This window comes from Salinarimonas ramus (assembly GCF_014645695.1).
Lineage (GTDB): Bacteria > Pseudomonadota > Alphaproteobacteria > Rhizobiales > Beijerinckiaceae > Salinarimonas > Salinarimonas ramus.
The window spans coordinates 141314-158030 of sequence record NZ_BMMF01000007.1 but is presented as its reverse complement, the minus strand read 5'-3'; the positions used below and the strand labels follow the sequence as shown (position 1 = coordinate 158030).

The window sequence follows — 16717 nt, the reverse complement described above, 5'->3', positions numbered from 1 at the left end:
GTGGCGGGAAAAGGCGCCGAGGCGCGTGCGAACCAAGTCCGGGCTTTCGCGTTCGGGTGCGGATCGCTCGCCACCCGGCTCGCCTTTGCCAGTCGCCTTTGCCAGTCGCCCTCGCCGGTCGCCCTTGCCGGCCCGCCCTTGGACCTTTCATGCTCGAAACGACCGCTCTTCTCGTCGCCCTCGTCGCGGCGGCCACGATCTCGCTCTATCGGCTGGCGCTGCGCCGCATCGCGCGCCGGATGCCCGATGCGGATGTGCCGGTCCAGGACGAGGCGGCGAGCGACGTCGCCAGCGTCGCCTTCCTCACCTGCACCCGCGCCGACGAGGCGCACATCCCCGGCAAGATCGTGAACCTCGCCGCCTGCCGCGCCGCCGTGCCGGGAAGCCGCGCGATCCTGTTCGTCGACGGGGGCGACGCCGCAGACGTCGCACGCCAGATGGGCGACGCCGACGGCGTCGAGATCGTCGCCTCGCGCGAGCGCATCGGCAAGATCGAGGGGCTCAATCGCCTCCTGGCGCGGGCCGCGGCGGACGTGGCGGTGCTCAGCGACGTCAACGTCTTCCTCTCGCCCGAGCGCGCCCGCGAGGCGGTGGCGCGCTTCGCCGATTCGCAGGTCGGCGCGGTGCAGCTCGTCGTCGAGAACCGGCAGGACGACCGCGAGCTCGCCGGCGCGCTCGGCGGCTATTCGCGCTCGGACCTCGAGACCTCGGCGCTCGAGACGCGCCTCGCCTCCATGGTCCATCTCGACGGCAGCGCCTGCGTCGTGCGCACGGCCTGCATCCGCCCGCTCGTGCCCGGCATGGCCGACGACCAGGCGATGGCCTACGACGTGCTGCTCGCCGGCCGGCGCATCGTGCTCGAGCCCGCGCTCGCCGCCTGCGAGGTGGGGCGCACGAGCCTGCGCTCGGAGCTCTCGCGCAAGGTCCGCGTCGCCTGCAACTCCTTCTGCGCCCACCTGCACTACCGCGAGCGCCTGCACGTGCTGCCCGCGCGGGTGAAGGCGCTCTACCTGTTCCACAAGTACCTGCGCTGGCTGCTGCCGTTCCAGCTCGCGCTCCTCGGCCTGCTGTGCGCCGTGATCCTGTGGCGGCTCGTGGGCGCGCAGGCCTTCGTCGCGCTGTCTCTCTTCGGGCTCGCCCTCGTGGCGCTCGCCGCCGCGGCGGACGTGCGGGCGCGCCGCATCGTCGTGCTGGTCGCCTTCCTCGCGGCCTCGGGATGGGGCGTCGCGCGGGCCGTCGCCGGACGCCGCTTCGTCTCCTGGCAGGGCTCGCGCAGCGCCGCCGATCTCGCGCACGAGCGTATGGCGCCGGAGCAGCGGGCATGATCGCCGCGAGCGTCATCGTCGCCGCGCACGACGCCGAGTCGAGCATCGGCGCGGCGATCGCCTCCGCGCTCGGCCAGAGCCTGCGGGAGATCGAGGTCATCGTCGTCGACGACGCCTCGCGCGATCGCACCCGCGAGGTCGCTCGCGCGAGGGGGGAGGGCGATCCGCGCCTGAGGATCATCGACCTGCCGCAGAACGGCGGCCCGGCGCGGGCGCGCAACGCGGGCATCGCGGCTGCACGCGGGCGCTTCGTCGCGATCCTCGACGCGGACGACGCCTTCGAGCCGACGCGCCTCGAGACTCTCATCGCCCATGCCGAGCAGACCGGCGCGGACATGGTCTGCGACGATCTCCTCCTCGTCGACGGCGACACCGGCGAGAACCTCGGACCGATGTTCGGGCCGGGCGGGCTGCCGCCGACCCTCGACGCCGCCGCCTTCGCGCTGGCAGATCTTCCCGATCCGCGCGCGCCCCGCCGCGGGGCGGGCTTCCTCAAGCCCGTCGTCTCGCGCGCCTTCCTCGAGCGGCACGGGCTCGCCTATCCCGAGACGATGCGCTTCGCGGAGGACTACACCTTCGCGCTCGCCTGCCTCCTCGCGGGCGCGCGCTGGCGCATTGTGAGCGCGCCGCTCTACCGTTACGCCGTGCATTCCCAGTCGCTCACGGCCCGCCACCGCGCCGTCGATCTCGAGGCCCTTCGCGACGCCGATGCCGCCGCCCTCGCGCGGTTGCCAGCGGATTGCGATCCCGGCACGCGCGAGGCGCTCGTCCTGCACCATGCGGGCGCCCGTCGGCGCGCCGCGTGGGCACGCTTCGTCGAGGACTACAAGGCGGGCTCCCTCGGCGGCGCGGTGCGCGCCGCCTGCGCCGACGCGGACACGCTGCGCCACGTCGCCGGGCAATGCCTCGCGCATCTGCGCGAGCGCGGCATGCCGCGCCGGCCGGGCGCCCCCGCGGGAGCAGGACGATGAGCGCGGCCGGACGCGCGCTCCATACGGGGAGCGCCGGCGAAGCGCCCCCGCGCCGAGGCGGGCCGGCGCTCGTCCTGTCGCGCACGCACGCGATCGTGCTGCTGGGCATGGTGGTGCTCGGCGCCGCCGTGCTGATCCCGGTCCTCGGGCGTCTGGGCGTCCTCGCCTTCGCGGGCGCGGGCATGTGCGTGCTCTTCCTCGCCCGCGATCGGCTCACGACGCATGCCGCCGACACGGCGATCTTCCTCCTGCCCTGCCTCGTCGCCCTCGCCTCGGCGGCGACGTCGCTGCACCCGCGCGAGACGATCTGGTACGGCACGCAATACGCCGTGAGCGCGCTCGTCTTCTACGCGCTGGCCCTGTCGCTGCCGCTCCTCGCGCTCATGCGCATCGCGAGCCTCGCCATCTGGGCCGGCCTCGCGCTCAGCGTCGCGTTTCCGGCCTATCACTATGTCGGGCATACGGGAGAGATCGCCTTCGTCGGGATCTTCTCCTCGAAGAACAACTACTCCTTCGTCGTCGGCGCGCTGGTGATGCTCGGCGCCGGGCAATGCGCGGCCGGCGGGCCCATGGGGCGCGCCTACGGGCTCGCCTCCGTCGCGCTCGGCTTCGCCTTCCTGCTCGCGGGGCGCTCGCTCGGCGCCATCGTCGGCGCGAGCGCGGCTTTGGCGCTCGCCGGTGCCTTCCTCTCGACGCGGGTCTTCCACCGCTCCGTGCTGGCGCCGGCGATCGTGATGGGCGCGACGCTCGCCGCCGTGATGGGGCTCTGGCTCGTCGCGGAGTTCGAGCTCGTCACCCGCTGGATGGTGGCGGTGGGGCGCGATCCGACGCTGACGGGGCGCACGCTGCTCTGGGAGCTCGCTTGGGAGAACTTCACCAGCGCGCCGCTGCTGGGGGTGGGGTATCGCGGCTTCTTCGTGCCCTACTATCCGCCGGCCGTGGAGGTGCTGGAATATTTCCACCTGCCACCCACGGCCGCTTGGCACCACCACAACGCCTTCTTCGACATCCTCGCGGGGACGGGCCTTCTCGGCATCGCCGCGCACGCGATCCTGCTCGGGCGCGTCCTCGGCCTCTTCGCGGGCGGCATCGCCAGAGACAGGCTGCGGGCCGCCGACGCGGGGATCGTCGCCGCCTTCGCCTACCTCGCCCTGCGCTCGGCGCTGGAGGTGGACTTCACGGTCGAATATTCGCTCGGCCTCTTCCTCTACGCCCTCGTCCACGCGACGCTCGCCCGGCGCCTGGCCGAGCCGACGTTGCGTCAGCGCCGAACGGAGCCGCGCGCGCCCGAGCGCTCGTCGACGCCACGGCGCCGGCGGCGATAGGCGAGCGCAAGGCCCGTAGCCAGAGCGGCGAGGCTCCCCGCCGCCGGCGCGGCCACGAGCGCCGTGGCGAGGGACCACCCCGCAAGCCCCACCACGAAGGCCATCACCCCGGAGATCGCGGCTGCGATCAAGATCACGAACACGTCGGCGTTCCCCCAGCTTAGGCACGCTACCGTAACGAAAGCATGTTAACCTTTTTAAACCGTTCCGACAAATTCATGCATTGCAGCATTTCCGGGGGTCGTGGCGGGAACACGTCCCCGTTCGTCGCGTTCGACCGGCCGCACGCCCCGGAGCGACGCGCCCGATGCCATGAGGCGTCACGAGGCCGCGGCTCCGACATACTCCATTCACGGCGTTCCGAAAGCGGATCGCCTCTCCCCGCGAGGATCTCGATGCCGACATCGGTCAACCGGCGCGCCGTCGCTATCGCCGCCAGAGCGAGAGCCGCCGAGCCCCCCGCCTACCTGCCGCACTACCTCGCCGGAATCGCCTTCGCGGGCCTCGACGTCCTGCTCGCCATGCTCGCCTTCGTCAGCGCGGAGGTGATGTTCCACGACCTCCTGAGCCGCGGCCGCACGCAGCCGGTCGACGCCGTCGTGCTCGGTGCCGAGTTCGGGCTCTTGACGGTCGCGGGCATCGCGCTCACGCGAGGCTATTCCGCGGCGACCATGCAGCGCGGCTTCGACAGCGCCGCGAGCTTCCTGCGGGCGTGGCTCGCCGCCTTCTTCGTGATCGGCTGGATCGCCTTCCTGACCGAGGCGACGAGCGACGCCTCTCGCGGGACGGTCTCGCTCGCCTTCGTCGTCGGCATCGCCGCGATGCTGCCGCTCCGTCAGGCGGCGCTCGCGGGCTATCAGAGCCAGCTGCGCGGCATGCGCCTCGCGACCCGCCGCGTCGTCGTGATCCACGACGGCGACGACCGGGCGGCGCAGCGCTTTCGCGCGAACCTGCGCCGCAATGGCGTCGACCCGGCGGCGACCCTCTCCTATCACGAGGGTCCGGACCGTCGGTTGGTCGAGGCCTGCCGCGAGGCGCTCGCGGCCCGCGATCTCGACGCCGTCTACCTGTTCACGCCCTGGAGCGACGCTCCGCGCTTCCGCAGCCTGCGCTCCGAGCTGCGCAAGCTGCCGGTCCCGGTCTATCTCTTCCCGGACGACCACGCCTCCGAGGTCCTGCGCGGCGCGAGCGTGGATGCGGGCTTCGCCTGCGGCTACGAGATCCAGCGTGCGCCCCTCGACCTCGCCGACCGCCTGCAGAAGCGGGCGCTCGACGTGGCGGTCTCGGCGACGATGCTGTTCTTCCTCGCGCCGCTGCTCGTGGCCGTCGCCGCGGCCGTGAAGCTCGATTCCCCCGGCCCCGTCTTCTTCCGCCAGACGCGGCGGGGCTTCTCGGGTCGGACGTTCCAGATCCTGAAGTTCCGCTCCATGAGCTGCGCCGAGAACGGCGCGGAGGTGCGCCAGGCGTCCCGCGACGACGATCGCACGACGGCGCTCGGGCGCTTCCTGCGGGCGTCGAGCATCGACGAGCTGCCGCAGCTCGTGAACGTGCTGCGCGGCGAGATGTCCCTCGTCGGCCCGCGGCCCCACGCCATGGCGCACGACGCGTATTATACGGGCCTCATCGAGGCCTATGCCGATCGTCACCACGTGAAGCCCGGGCTCACCGGCTGGGCGCAGGTCAACGGCCATCGCGGTGCGACGCCCGAGGTCGGCCACATGCAGGCGCGCGTGACGCACGATCTGTGGTACATCGACAATTGGTCGCTCTGGCTCGACCTGCGGATCATCGTCCGCACCGCCCTCGTGGTGCTCAAGGACGACAACGCCTACTGAAGCCGCCCCGAGAGGGCGGCTTTCTCTTTCAAGATCCTCGGCTGACGCTTCGAGAAAGAGAGAGCCCGCTCAGGCCCGACGGCGGCGGCCCGCGATACGGGCGCCGATCGCCTCGCCGCCGTAGCGCCAGGCGAGGGGCCACAGAGCCGGCGCGCGGCCGAGCCGCACGATCCCGTCCACCGGCCGTCCGGCCTTCGCCGTTTCCACCGCGTCGAGATAGGCCCGCGCCCGGGAGAGCCCCGCGCGATAGCCCGCCATCGCCACGGCGATCGTGGGATCGGCTTCGGCGGAGGCGTGGCGCGCGACGACCCGGTCGAGGCCGTCCTCGAGCTCCCGCAGCCGCCCGGGGACGATGCGGTGGGAGAGCGAGCCGGGACGCGCGCAATAGCGATAGCCGGCCTGCGAGGAGACGACGTAGCGCCCGCCTGCCAGCAGCGCATCGAGCCAGAACAGGAAGTCCTCGCCGATCCGCACGGCCGGATCGTAGGCGAGCGCGTGCGCGGCGACGAAGTCCGCGCGCACCATCGGCTTGAGGTAGCCCGTGCCGAAGCGCCCGGCCATGGGCACGTTGTCTTCGAGATAGCGCGGCGCATCCACGACGAAGGAATAGGGCGCGGGACCCTCCGGCAGAGCGCGCGAGACGGGCTCGCCGGACGCGTCGAGCCGCACGAGGTCGTCGGCGACGACGTCCGCCCCGGTGAGGGTCGCGAGATCGAGGAGCGCGCGCGTGCGGCCGGGCTCGAGCGTGTCGTCGGCGTCGAGCACGGCGAGGAAGCGTCCGCGGGCGGCCGCCATGGCGGCGTTGCGGGCGGGGGAGGGGCCGCCGTTCTCGGGCAGGCGCACGAGGCGAATGCGGGGATCGCGGCCGGCGAGGCGCTCGACGGTCTCGGCGGTGCCGTCGTTAGACGCGTCGTCGGCGACGACGACCTCGATCGCGATATTTTCCTGCGCCAGCGCGGAGCGCACGGCCGTCTCGATCGTCTCCGCCGCGCGGAAGGCGGGGACGAGATAGCTCACCTCGACGTCTTGCATGGATGATCCGTCCTCAGCGGGTGGTGGAGGCGATGCTCGCGCCGTTCTGCGCCGGCGCCGCCGCCGGGCCGCCGCTCGCCAAGCCGTCGTCGAGGACGGCGTCGATGTCGGGCAGCGGCACGCGCGCGCGCACCGTGTCGCCCGGGAGGACGGGGGTCGTCTCCTCGGCGGCGATCTCGGTGGGCGCACCGTCGACGCTGCGGACGATGGAGAAGGACGGCTCGAACGCCGTGCGGCGCTCGCGGGCGAGCATCTTGGCCGGCGCGATCACCTCCGCCTCGCGCACGAGGGCGCTCGCGGTGGCGAAGCGCTCGCGCAGCTCCTCGATGGTGGCTTGCGCCTCGCGAAGCTCGCGGGCGATCTCGCGGCGGCGATTGGCGCGAAGCGCGATGACGTTGCGCTCCGCCTGGTTGATGTCGACCTGCGCCTGGATGATCGAGCGCGTGATGTTGCCGCGATCCGCCTCGTAATCGGCCACGCGCCGCTCGAGGTCGGCGAGGCGCGTCGCCGTGGCGAGGCCGCGCTCGACCAGGCTCGCGACCCGCGAGGTCTCCTCCTGGAGGGAGGCCAGCTGGCTGTCCTTGAGGGCGATCTGCTCCTCGAGCTGCTCCACCTGTTCGCGCAGGAGCCTCTGCAGGCGCTCGTTGGCGGCGACCTCCTCGTCGAGCGCTTCGCGCCGCGAGCGGAAGATCAGCTCCTCCTCGCGCAGGAGACGCGCGACGGCGGGATCCTCCCGGCGCTCGGCGAGCCCTTCAGGGAAATCGATCTGCGCCTCGCCCTCGAGCTCCGCCTCGAGCCGTGCCCGGCGGGCGGCGAGCTGGTCGAGCTCGAGGGCGACGAGCCGCAGCTGGCCGCGCCCGGAGATCGCGTCGCGCTCGAAACGGTCGAGCGCATCGGCCGAGCGGCGCATGCCGCCGGCGAGGCTCACGGCCTGGAGCACGGTGAGCTGCGGGCGGTAGTCGTAGGCGCCGGGTGCCTCGACGGCGCCCGCGACGTAGACCGGCCGCCATTCGGCCACCTCGACGACGGCGCTCGGCGCCTCGAGCAGGCCGGCGCGCTGCTTCAGCCGCGCCCCGATCTCCTCGCCGATCTGCGCGCGCGTACGTCCCTCGACGGCGACGCCGCCCACGAGCGGCAGCGAGAGCAGCCCGTCCGGCCCCACCACGTAGTCGCCGTCGAGCGCCTGCCAGGAATACGCCTCGCCCGAGGCCGGGCGCCATTCGAGCACCCGAACCCGGACCGTGTCGCCGGGCCCGATGGCCGGGGGGGAGGCCGGCTGGGCGCTCGCCGCCGTGGGGCCGACGGCACCGACGAGCACGACGAGAAGGGCGATGAGCCCGGCGAGGGAGAAGAGGCGCGTCGGACGCGGCATGCGGGGACCTTCGGGTTGGGCGCGGAATTCCGCGTGCCAACGCTTTCGAGCCCGCAGGTATCCGCCTCGCCCCGCTTCTTTCTCGCGGCGGCGCGTACCCCGTGCGACGCCCCACCGTCACCGGGAGAAAAGAATCCCGCACGATCCGAAAACGATCCGTCTCGCCCGGGAACAAAGCCGACGGGTCGAGCGTAGCGACACCGTATGCGCCTTGCCGTCGGGTCGCGTGCACGAGCACGTCCGTCGGCCAATCCGGGAGGTTTTCGCATGGCCGCTGGCACCGTTCGTGTGGGTCTGGTCGGCGTCGGCAATTGCGCGAGCGCTTTCCTCCAGGGTCTCACCTTCTACGAGAGCGCGGCGGCGAACGAGCCGATCCCGGGCCTGATGCACGCCGATCTCGGTGGCTACCGGGTCCGCGACATCGTGCTGTCCTGCGCCTTCGACGTGACGGACGGCAAGGTCGGCCTCGACGTCGCCGACGCGATCCATGCCGCGCCCAACGACACGCTGCGCTTCGCCCCCGTCGAGAAGACGGGCGTCACCGTGACCCGCGGCCCGACGCTCGACGGGCTCGGACGCTATCTGCGCGCACGTGTGTCGGAATCGCAGGCCGCCCCGGCGGACGTGACGGAGACGCTCAAGCGCTCCGAGACGGAGGTGCTCGTCTCCTACCTTCCCGTCGGCTCGCAGAAGGCGGCGGAGTTCTATGCCGAGCGGGCGATGGAGGCGGGATGCGCCTTCGTGAACTGCATGCCGGTCTTCCTCGCCTCGAACCCCGACTGGCGCCGCCGCTTCGCGGACGCGGGCGTGCCCATCATCGGCGACGACATCAAGAGCCAGGTCGGCGCCACGATCACGCACCGTGTCCTCACCAACCTCTTCCGCGAGCGTGGCGTGCGGCTCGACCGCACCTACCAGCTCAACGTGGGCGGCAATTCGGACTTCGAGAACATGCTCGAGCGCGAGCGCCTCGAATCGAAGAAGATCTCCAAGACCCAGGCCGTCGACAGCCAGCTCGGCACGCCGATGAACCCCGACGACATCCACATCGGCCCCTCCGACCACGTGCCGTGGCTCGGCGACCGCAAGGTGGCGCACATCCGCATGGAGGGCACCGCCTTCGGCAACGCGCCGATCTCGCTCGAGATGCGCCTCGAGGTCTGGGACAGCCCGAATTCCGCAGGCATCGTCATCGACGCCGTGCGCTGCGCCAAGCTCGCCCTCGACCGCGGGCTCTCCGGCGCGGTGACGGGACCGTCCTCCTACTTCATGAAGTCGCCCCCGCGTCAGTTCACCGACGCGGAAGCGCACGACCGGACCGAGCGCTTCATCACGGGCGACGAGAACGACGCGGCGGGGCCGACGCTGCCGGGGGGCACTCTGCAATGAGCCTGCTCCTCCACCTCGTCCGCCACGGCGCCCATGACGGTGCGCCCGGCTCGCTCGCCGGGCGCGATCCTTCGATCCACCTGTCCGATGCGGGGCGCCGCGAGGTCGACGCGCTGGCGGCGACGCTGCCCGGCGCGCGGCTCGCGCGCATCGTGTCGAGCCCGCAGCCGCGCACGGTCGAGACGGCGGAGATCCTCGCCGCCGGCCACGGCATCGCCATCGACGCGGCCCTCGACGAGATCGATTTCGGCCCCTGGGCCGGGCGCACCTTCACGGATCTCGAAGCCGATCCCTCCTGGCGGCGCTGGAACGTCGCGCGCGACGAGGCGGCGACGCTCGCCGGCGAGACCATGGCCAACGTCGCGCGGCGGGTGGAGAGCCTCGTCGCCGACCTCGTCGCGGATCATGGAGAGAAGGCCGAGGTCGCCCTCGTGACGCATTGCGACGTCATCCGCGCGGTGCTCTGCCGCGCGCTGCAGCGCCCCTTCCAGGCGCTCTTCGCCATCGACATCGACACGGCGAGCCGCACCACCCTGTCCCTCGACGCCGACGGTACGCGGGTGCTGGTGGTGAACCACAGGCCGACCTTCGCCGAACGGGAGACGCTGCGTGAAGCCGTCGCGTGACGCCATCGCCGAGCGCGCCGAGGCGCTGGGGCCGTGGTTCCACAACCTCTACCTCGACGGGGTCTGGACCGCGCCGAACCACTTCCTCGGCGATTTCCCCGGCATCATGTGGCGGCGCTTCCGCCACGCGCTTCCCGACGATCTGGCGGGGCGCTCCGTCCTCGATATCGGCTGCAATTCCGGCTTCTACTGCGCGGAGATGAAGCGCCGCGGAGCGGGGCGCGTGGTCGGCATCGATTCCGAGCCCTTCTACCTCGCGCAAGCCCGCTTCGCCGCGGAGGTGCTCGGCCACGACAGCGAATTCCACGAGATGAGCGTCTACGACGTCGGCGCGCTCGGCGAGCGCTTCGACATCGTGCTGTTCATGGGTGTCGCCTACCACCTGCGCCATCCGCTGCTCGCTCTCGACCTCCTTTGGGAGCACGTGGCCGACGACGTGCTCGTCTTCCAGTCGATGCAGCGCGGCGCCACCGACGTGCTCGAGCCGCCCGACGACATGGACTTCTTCGACACGGACGCCTTCGACGCGCCGGGCTGGCCCAAGCTGCATTTCATCGAGAAGCGCTACGCCGGCGATCCGACGAACTGGTGGGCGCCCAACAGCGCCTGCACGCAGGCGATGCTGCGCTCCGCCGGCTTCAGGCCCTTCTCGCAGCCCGAGAAGGAAGTCTTCATCTGCCGGCGCGCCGCGCGCGCCGACGGCGCCGAGCCGGTCTACCCGGCGCGCGTGCCCGACGAGACCGCATCCGCACGAGAGAAGAAGGGACGCGCCGCATGATCGACGCCGCGATGATCTGGAACGAGCCGAACAACAAGTCGCACTGGGACCTCGAGCTCGACCCCGACTTCCGGCTCTTCGCCGAGACGGCGGTCGCCGGGGCGCAGGCGATCCGCGACGCGCATTCCGGCGTCCCGCGGGTCCTGGGCGGGATGTCGCCCATCGACGCCAATTTCGTGCGCAACATGCAGCTGCGCGGCGTGCTCGACAACGTCGAGGCGCTCGCCGTGCACGGCTTCCCGCTCGACTGGAACCACTGGTCGATCCACGACTGGCCGGCGAAGGTCGCCGAGATACGCGCGCTGACGCACCTGCCGGTCTGGGTGAGCGAGGTCGGCGTCTCCACCTTCGGCGCGGAGGAGGTGCAGGCCTGGGGTCTCGCGCGCACTGCGGAGCTGCTCAAGGGCGAGGCGCCGCGCATCCTGTGGTACTCGCTCTTCGATCTGCCGAAGAGCTGGGAAGCCACGACCCGCCATCGCGAGGCGGAGGGCTCCTCCTACTACCGCCATTTCTATCTCGGCCTCGTCCGCGAGGACGGCACGCCCAAGCCCTCGCTGGAGGTCTTCGCGCAGCACACGCCCGATCTCGGGCTCTGCCAATGGTTCCACTTCGAGGATCACCGGCTCGACGACGCGGTGATCTGGATGCGCCGCCTGGGCGTGCGTCACCTGCGCACCGGCCTCTCCTGGGCCGACTGGTATCGCCCCAACGCGCAGGCCTGGTTCGACCGGATGATGGACGCGCTCGCGGAGTTCGACGTGACCGTGACCTTCTGCTTCACGCCCGAGCATCTCGGCATCGCGCCGCACCACACGAGCCCGCCGCAGCGCAAGGAGGACTTCGCGGAGTTCTGCCACCTGATGATGGAGCGCTACGCCGCCCGCACGGGCGTCGTGTCGCACGCGCCCGCTCCGCTGCGCTCCACGACGGCGGCGTAGGCCGCGGCGAGCGTTTACGCAGCAGTGGGCGAAAGAGCACTGGTGTCGTCCTAACGTAATACGATGCGTCTACCCCGACGCGTCTCGCAGCCCGCGCGAGATGCTTAGACGGGAGACGTTTTCCATGGCGAAATACATGCTCGTGCTCGCGGCGGCGGCCGCGGCTTCCTCCGCGCTCGTCGCCGTGCCAGCCGCGGCCGATTGGCGCGAAGAGCTCGGCAGCTACAATATCGGCCTGCTCGGCGGCGAGAACGAAGCCGACCGGCTGCGTCGCTACCAGTGCCTCGACGACCTCCTCACCGAGCGCCTCGGCGTGCCGGTCGAGCTCTTCCCGGCGTCCGACTACGCGGGCGTGATGCAGGGCCTCGTCGCCGGCCAGCTGCACATGGCGAGCCTCGGCGCCTCCGGCTATGCCGGCATCCACCTGCAGGATCCCGACGCCGTCGAGCCGGTCTTCACGACAGCGCAGGTCGACGGCTCGCTCGGCTACTATTCCGTGATGATCGTGCGCGCGGATTCGGGCATCGAGTCCCTCGAGGACATGCAGGGCCGCTCGCTCGCCTATGCCGACCCGAACTCGACCTCCGGCTATCTCGTGCCGCGCAACGAGCTCGCTGCGCAGGGCATCGAGGATGCGTACTTCTCGCGCACCGGTTTCGGCGGCGGACACGAGCAGGCCATCGTCGCCGTGCTCAACGGGCAGTACGACGCCGGCGTGACCTGGATCTCGGGCCAGGGCGAGCGGGCCGAGGGCTATACCCGCGGCAACCTGCGCCGCATGGTCGACAACGGCCTCCTCGACATGGACGACGTGCGCATCGTCTGGCAGTCCAGCATCATCCCCAACGGCCCCATCGTCGTGCGCAAGGACCTTCCGCAGGAGGCGCGCGAGATCGTCGTCGACCTCTACGGCACCATGCACGAGACCCATCCCGAATGCTTCGCGGAGGTCGCCGGCGGCGAGGCGGCGGGCTTCGAGCCGATCGATCATTCCTTCTACGAGCAGACGATCGAGATGCGTCGGCGCGAGATCGCCCAGAGCCGCTGACACGGCGCGCGAGGGGCCGAGAGGTCGGCGGGGACGTGCCTGTTCCCGCCGACGTCACACCTATTATTGCCGGCTAAACGAGTAATTCTCTTAGCTCCCTAAGTATATCCGTCAAAAAACTGTTACCGAGCCGCAATAGAGCGTGACCACGCGCCCTGAGCGCCGCTTCCCGAACGTCCTTCAAGGATCGGAGACGACCTCCATGTTCCGCACCCTTCTGCTCGGCACCGCCGCCGCGGTCGCGCTCGTCGCCGCCGCTCCCGCCTTCGCCCAGGACTGGAGGCAGGATCTGCCCGTGTTCCGCATCGGCCTGCTCGGCGGCGAGAACGAGGCGGACCGCCTGCGCAACAACGAGTGCCTGATCGAGGCGCTCGGCTCGCGCCTCGGCGTGCCGGTGGAGCTGTTCCCGGCGCCGGACTACGCCGGCGTGATGCAGGGCCTCCTCGCCGACCAGCTGGAGATGTCCTTCCTCGGCGCGTCCGGCTATGCCGGCATCTACCTGCAGGACGCCGAGGCCGTGGAGCCGATCTTCACCAACGCCGAGGCCGACGGCTCGCTGGGCTACAAGTCCGTCATGGTCGTGCGCGCCGACAGCGACATCGAGTCCCTCGAGGACATGCAGGGCCGCACCCTCGCCTATGCAGACCCGAACTCGACCTCGGGCTACCTCGTGCCGCGCTTCGAGCTCGGCCAGCAGGGCATTGCCGACGACTACTTCGCGCAGACCGGCTTCGGCGGCGGTCACGAGCAGGCGATCGTCGCCGTGCTCAACGGCCAGTACGACGGCGGCGTGACCTGGGTGTCGGGCGTCGGCGAGGTCTCCGAGGGCTACAGCCGCGGCAACCTGCGCCGCATGGTGGACAACGGCCTGCTCGACATGGCCGACCTGCGCGTGATCTGGGAGTCGAACCTCATCCCCAACGGCCCGATCGTCCTGCGCAAGGACGTCCCGGCCGAGGTGCGCGAGATCGTGGTCGAGTACTTCGGCAACCAGCGCGAGATCGACCGCGAGTGCTACGTCAACGTCTCCTTCGGCGACGGCGCCGGCTGGCAGCCGGTCGACCACGCCTTCTACGAGGGCGTCGTGCGCATGCGCCAGGCGGAGATGGAAGGCTCGCGCTGAGCGCCCATCCGCACCAGGACGGACCCTCGTGGGCACGCGGGGGTCCGTTTTCGTCGAGGCCGAGCCATCGAACCCCCGCGAGGACGTCATGCTGGAATTCAAGGCGCTGACGAAGCGTTTCAACGACAAGGTCGCTGTCGAGGACGTCAGCCTCACCATCCCTCAGGGGCAGATGGTCGGGATCATCGGTCGCTCGGGCGCCGGCAAGTCGACGCTGCTGCGCATGATCAACCGGCTGGCCGACCCGTCGGGCGGCGAATTGCTGCACAAGGGCGTCGACGTCGCCAAGCTCAAGGGTGCCGAGCTGCGCGCCTGGCGCTCGAACTGCGCCATGGTCTTCCAGCAGTTCAACCTCGTCGGGCGCCTCAACGTCATCACCAACGTCATGACCGGTCGCCTGCACGAGCACGGCTTCCTCTCGGCCATGCTGCAGATGTTCTCCGCCCAGGAGCGCGCCTTCGCGATCCGCGCGCTCGATCGCCTCGGCATGGCGCACACCGCGCTCCAGCAGACGGATACGCTCTCGGGCGGCCAGATGCAGCGCGTGGCCATCGCCCGCGCCCTCGTCCAGGAGCCGGAGATCCTGCTCGCGGACGAGCCCATCGCCTCGCTCGATCCGTTGAACGCCAAGCTCGTCATGGACGCGCTGCGCGCCATCAACACCGAGGACGGGCTCACCGTCATCTGCAACCTGCATACGCTCGACACGGCGCGCGCCTATTGCGACCGCATCATCGGCATGCAGGCCGGGCGCGTCGTCTTCGACGGCGCCGCCCACGAGCTGACCGACGCCGCCGCCCGCGAGATCTACGGCGCGGAAGCCGGCGAGGCGTTCCAGGAGGGTCTGACCTCGACGTCGCTCGGCGGCCATACGCGCCCGGCGCCGACGATGCCGCAGCCCGCGCGCGCGGCGGTGGGCTGAGCCATGGCCGGTTCGATGACGACCTCCACGCTCGGCTCCTCCGCCGCAGGCGGCCCGCAGGCGCACGACGCCGTCGCGCTGTTCGAGGCGCATCGCGCGGCGCTCATCCGCCAGAAGATGTGGACGAACATCCTCTTCCTCGTCCTCTTCCTGGCCATGCTCGCCTGGTCGATCGACGTCTCCCGCTTCTTCCCGGAGCGTCTGGCGCAGGGCATCCCGCGCATCTTCGAGTATTTCGGCACGATCCTGCCGAACCTCGAATGGGACAAGCTCTTCCTGCCCCGCGGCGAGGACGGACGCGCCGTCCCGGGCTCGTTGACCTTCTGGTACTCGGACTTCACCAAGTACGTGACGCTGATCTTCGAGACGATCCTGATGGCGATCACGGCGACGATCCTGGGCGCGGCGGCCGCCTTCGCGCTCTGCTTCCCGGCGGCGCGCAACCTCTCGCCGAACGGCGTCGTCGGCACGCTCTGCCGGCGCGTGCTGGAGATCTGCCGCGGCGTGCCCGAGATCCTCTACGCCCTCGTCCTCGTCTTCGCGGTGGGCATCGGTCCGCTCGCGGGCGTGCTCGCCATCGCGATCCACACCGCGGGGGCCCTCGGCAAGCTCTTCGCGGAGGTGAACGAGAACGCCTCCATGCGCCCGGTGGACGGCATCCGCGCGGTGGGCGGCACCTGGTTCGAGGAGATCCGCTACGGCATCGTCCCGCAGGTCCTGCCGAACTTCGCCTCCTATGCGCTCCTGCGCTTCGAGATCAACGTGCGCGCCTCCTCCATCGTCGGCTTCGTGGGGGCCGGAGGAATCGGGCAGGAGCTCAACCACGTGATCAGCTTCTTCTCCGACGACCGGGTGCTGGCCGTCCTCATCCTCATCGTCCTCACCGTGACGATCATCGACCTGATCTCCGAGCGCGTGCGCCACGCCTTCATCGGCCGGGAGAACCTGACATGAGGACGTTCAGCCTCGCCGCCGTCGGTCCCGCCGAGATCCAGGCCGCCCGCGCCCAGAACCCGAAGGCCTTCGGCGACCCGCTGCGGCGCGCGCTCGTCATCGGCTCCTGGGCCGTGATCGGCGCGTATCTCGCCTATTCGCTGTGGCTGTTCGAGTTCTACAAGCTGTTCCAGGCGTCCGACAACGCCTTGCGCATGATCACGCGCATGTTCGTCTGGCAGGACATGGACACCTGGATGTACGACCAGATCTATGTCGGCATCGCCCAGACCATCGCGATGGCCTTCCTCGGCACGCTGCTCGCGACGATCCTCGCGCTGTTCATCGCCTTCGCGGCGGCGCGCAACACGATGCCGATGTGGCTGCCGCGCCAGGCGACGCGCCGCGTCCTCGACGTCCTTCGCGGCGTCGACCAGGTGATCTGGGGCCTCGTCTTCGTGCGCGCCGTGGGGCTCGGCCCCCTCGCCGGCGTGCTCGCCATCTTCGTGTCGGACACGGGGACGCTCGCGAAGCTCTATTCGGAAGCCATCGAGAACATCGACAAGAAGCAGGTCGAGGGCGTGCGCTCCACCGGCGCCGACGGCGCGCGCACGATCCGTTTCGGCATCATCCCGCAGATCCTGCCGGTCTTCATCTCGCTCTCGCTCTACTCCTTCGAATCGAGCACGCGCTCGGCGACGATCCTCGGCCTCGTGGGCGCCGGCGGCGTCGGCATGGTGATCATCGAACGCTTCCGCGCCGGCCTGTTCGACCAGGTGGCCTTCGTGGTGATCAACGTCCTCGTCGTCATCGCGCTCATCGACTGGATCTCGAGCAAGATCCGCAGGCGCTTCATCGGCGAGCGCGGCCATTGATCGCGGCTGCGGGCGGGGGCCGACGCGCCCGCCCGGCCGCGCCGGACGCTCGGTCGAAACGACGATCCCCTTGAACGGCAACGCTTCGCGCCGATCCGCGGCGCGCGCCGGGCAGCCGACACTATTGCCACGCTTCCCGTGTCGAATTTGCCACGGACGCGCTTTCATGATCTTCTCCGGGTCCACGGGGGGAGCTGCAGGCGTTAGAACCGGCGCCGGTATGTG

The 16717-nt window shown here is 70.8% G+C and carries 15 protein-coding genes; 13 read left to right on the top strand and 2 right to left on the bottom strand.

Translation table 11 applies throughout. From position 1 onward, the window contains the following. The first annotated feature begins 149 nt into the window (after nucleotides 1-149). The 4 genes from IEX89_RS13280 to IEX89_RS13265 all read left to right on the top strand — a co-directional run bounded on the left by IEX89_RS13280 (nucleotide 150) and on the right by IEX89_RS13265 (nucleotide 5456). Nucleotides 150-1325, top strand: coding sequence for a glycosyltransferase (locus IEX89_RS13280; protein ID WP_188913717.1), 1176 nt, complete (start codon nucleotides 150-152; stop codon nucleotides 1323-1325). Then, entirely contained in the window at nucleotides 1322-2296 is a 975-nt protein-coding gene (locus IEX89_RS13275) for a glycosyltransferase family 2 protein (protein WP_188913716.1), read from the top strand. Before IEX89_RS13280 ends, IEX89_RS13275 begins: the two co-directional genes overlap by 4 nt. Next, nucleotides 2293-3621: an O-antigen ligase family protein gene (locus IEX89_RS13270; RefSeq protein WP_188913715.1), complete on the top strand. Its 1329-nt coding sequence runs from the start codon at nucleotides 2293-2295 to the stop codon at nucleotides 3619-3621. The genes IEX89_RS13275 and IEX89_RS13270 overlap by 4 nt, the downstream gene beginning before the upstream one ends. A gap of 395 nt (nucleotides 3622-4016) precedes the next feature. Continuing rightward, a complete protein-coding gene (locus IEX89_RS13265) occupies nucleotides 4017-5456 on the top strand; it encodes an exopolysaccharide biosynthesis polyprenyl glycosylphosphotransferase (RefSeq protein ID WP_188913714.1) in 1440 nt (479 codons plus the stop codon). A gap of 69 nt (nucleotides 5457-5525) precedes the next feature. Here the strand turns inward: IEX89_RS13265 and IEX89_RS13260 are convergent, their stop codons facing one another. Both IEX89_RS13260 and IEX89_RS13255 read right to left on the bottom strand, forming a co-directional pair. Beyond that, nucleotides 5526-6488, bottom strand: a complete 963-nt coding sequence (locus IEX89_RS13260) for a glycosyltransferase family 2 protein (RefSeq protein WP_188913713.1) — start codon at nucleotides 6486-6488, stop codon at nucleotides 5526-5528. Nucleotides 6489-6501: 13 nt separating this feature from the next. Further along, nucleotides 6502-7860, bottom strand: a complete 1359-nt coding sequence (locus tag IEX89_RS13255) for a polysaccharide biosynthesis/export family protein (protein ID WP_188913712.1) — start codon at nucleotides 7858-7860, stop codon at nucleotides 6502-6504. A gap of 267 nt (nucleotides 7861-8127) precedes the next feature. On the opposite strand from IEX89_RS13255, the gene IEX89_RS13250 reads away from it, so the two are divergent. The 9 genes from IEX89_RS13250 to phnE (IEX89_RS13210) all read left to right on the top strand — a co-directional run bounded on the left by IEX89_RS13250 (nucleotide 8128) and on the right by phnE (IEX89_RS13210) (nucleotide 16492). Then, on the top strand, nucleotides 8128-9249 hold the full coding sequence (locus IEX89_RS13250; RefSeq protein WP_188913711.1) for an inositol-3-phosphate synthase: 1122 nt from the start codon (nucleotides 8128-8130) through the stop codon (nucleotides 9247-9249). Continuing rightward, nucleotides 9246-9875 (top strand): histidine phosphatase family protein, encoded by a 630-nt coding sequence (locus IEX89_RS13245; protein ID WP_188913710.1) that lies wholly within the window; start codon nucleotides 9246-9248, stop codon nucleotides 9873-9875. Before IEX89_RS13250 ends, IEX89_RS13245 begins: the two co-directional genes overlap by 4 nt. After that, entirely contained in the window at nucleotides 9859-10653 is a 795-nt protein-coding gene (locus IEX89_RS13240; protein WP_188913709.1) for a TIGR04290 family methyltransferase, read from the top strand. Before IEX89_RS13245 ends, IEX89_RS13240 begins: the two co-directional genes overlap by 17 nt. Beyond that, nucleotides 10650-11591 carry a glycoside hydrolase 5 family protein gene (locus tag IEX89_RS13235; protein WP_188913708.1) on the top strand — a complete coding sequence of 314 codons (942 nt, stop codon included), beginning with the start codon at nucleotides 10650-10652 and terminating at the stop codon, nucleotides 11589-11591. Before IEX89_RS13240 ends, IEX89_RS13235 begins: the two co-directional genes overlap by 4 nt. A gap of 124 nt (nucleotides 11592-11715) precedes the next feature. Then, entirely contained in the window at nucleotides 11716-12639 is a 924-nt protein-coding gene (gene phnD, locus IEX89_RS13230) for a phosphonate ABC transporter substrate-binding protein (RefSeq protein ID WP_244645390.1), read from the top strand. 202 nt (nucleotides 12640-12841) lie between these two features. Beyond that, nucleotides 12842-13762, top strand: a complete 921-nt coding sequence (gene phnD, locus IEX89_RS13225; protein ID WP_188913707.1) for a phosphonate ABC transporter substrate-binding protein — start codon at nucleotides 12842-12844, stop codon at nucleotides 13760-13762. An 88-nt stretch (nucleotides 13763-13850) separates the two neighbouring features. Further along, nucleotides 13851-14684: a phosphonate ABC transporter ATP-binding protein gene (phnC, locus tag IEX89_RS13220; RefSeq protein ID WP_188913706.1), complete on the top strand. Its 834-nt coding sequence runs from the start codon at nucleotides 13851-13853 to the stop codon at nucleotides 14682-14684. Between the two features lie 3 nt (nucleotides 14685-14687). Then, nucleotides 14688-15638, top strand: a complete 951-nt coding sequence (gene phnE / locus IEX89_RS13215) for a phosphonate ABC transporter, permease protein PhnE (RefSeq protein WP_244645388.1) — start codon at nucleotides 14688-14690, stop codon at nucleotides 15636-15638. Continuing rightward, nucleotides 15635-16492, top strand: a complete 858-nt coding sequence (gene phnE, locus IEX89_RS13210) for a phosphonate ABC transporter, permease protein PhnE (protein ID WP_188913705.1) — start codon at nucleotides 15635-15637, stop codon at nucleotides 16490-16492. The genes phnE (IEX89_RS13215) and phnE (IEX89_RS13210) overlap by 4 nt, the downstream gene beginning before the upstream one ends. The last annotated feature ends 225 nt before the right edge of the window (nucleotides 16493-16717 follow it).

Coding starts and splice junctions, on each gene's coding strand:
- IEX89_RS13245 (WP_188913710.1), top strand. CDS start 9,246: ATGAGCCTGCTCCTCCACCTCGTCCGCCACGGCGCCCATGACGGTGCG.
- phnD (WP_188913707.1), top strand. CDS start 12,842: ATGTTCCGCACCCTTCTGCTCGGCACCGCCGCCGCGGTCGCGCTCGTC.
- IEX89_RS13265 (WP_188913714.1), top strand. CDS start 4,017: ATGCCGACATCGGTCAACCGGCGCGCCGTCGCTATCGCCGCCAGAGCG.
- phnD (WP_244645390.1), top strand. CDS start 11,716: ATGGCGAAATACATGCTCGTGCTCGCGGCGGCGGCCGCGGCTTCCTCC.
- phnC (WP_188913706.1), top strand. CDS start 13,851: ATGCTGGAATTCAAGGCGCTGACGAAGCGTTTCAACGACAAGGTCGCT.
- IEX89_RS13250 (WP_188913711.1), top strand. CDS start 8,128: ATGGCCGCTGGCACCGTTCGTGTGGGTCTGGTCGGCGTCGGCAATTGC.
- IEX89_RS13235 (WP_188913708.1), top strand. CDS start 10,650: ATGATCGACGCCGCGATGATCTGGAACGAGCCGAACAACAAGTCGCAC.
- IEX89_RS13270 (WP_188913715.1), top strand. CDS start 2,293: ATGAGCGCGGCCGGACGCGCGCTCCATACGGGGAGCGCCGGCGAAGCG.
- phnE (WP_244645388.1), top strand. CDS start 14,688: ATGGCCGGTTCGATGACGACCTCCACGCTCGGCTCCTCCGCCGCAGGC.
- IEX89_RS13280 (WP_188913717.1), top strand. CDS start 150: ATGCTCGAAACGACCGCTCTTCTCGTCGCCCTCGTCGCGGCGGCCACG.
- IEX89_RS13255 (WP_188913712.1), bottom strand. CDS start 7,860: ATGCCGCGTCCGACGCGCCTCTTCTCCCTCGCCGGGCTCATCGCCCTT.
- IEX89_RS13260 (WP_188913713.1), bottom strand. CDS start 6,488: ATGCAAGACGTCGAGGTGAGCTATCTCGTCCCCGCCTTCCGCGCGGCG.
- phnE (WP_188913705.1), top strand. CDS start 15,635: ATGAGGACGTTCAGCCTCGCCGCCGTCGGTCCCGCCGAGATCCAGGCC.
- IEX89_RS13275 (WP_188913716.1), top strand. CDS start 1,322: ATGATCGCCGCGAGCGTCATCGTCGCCGCGCACGACGCCGAGTCGAGC.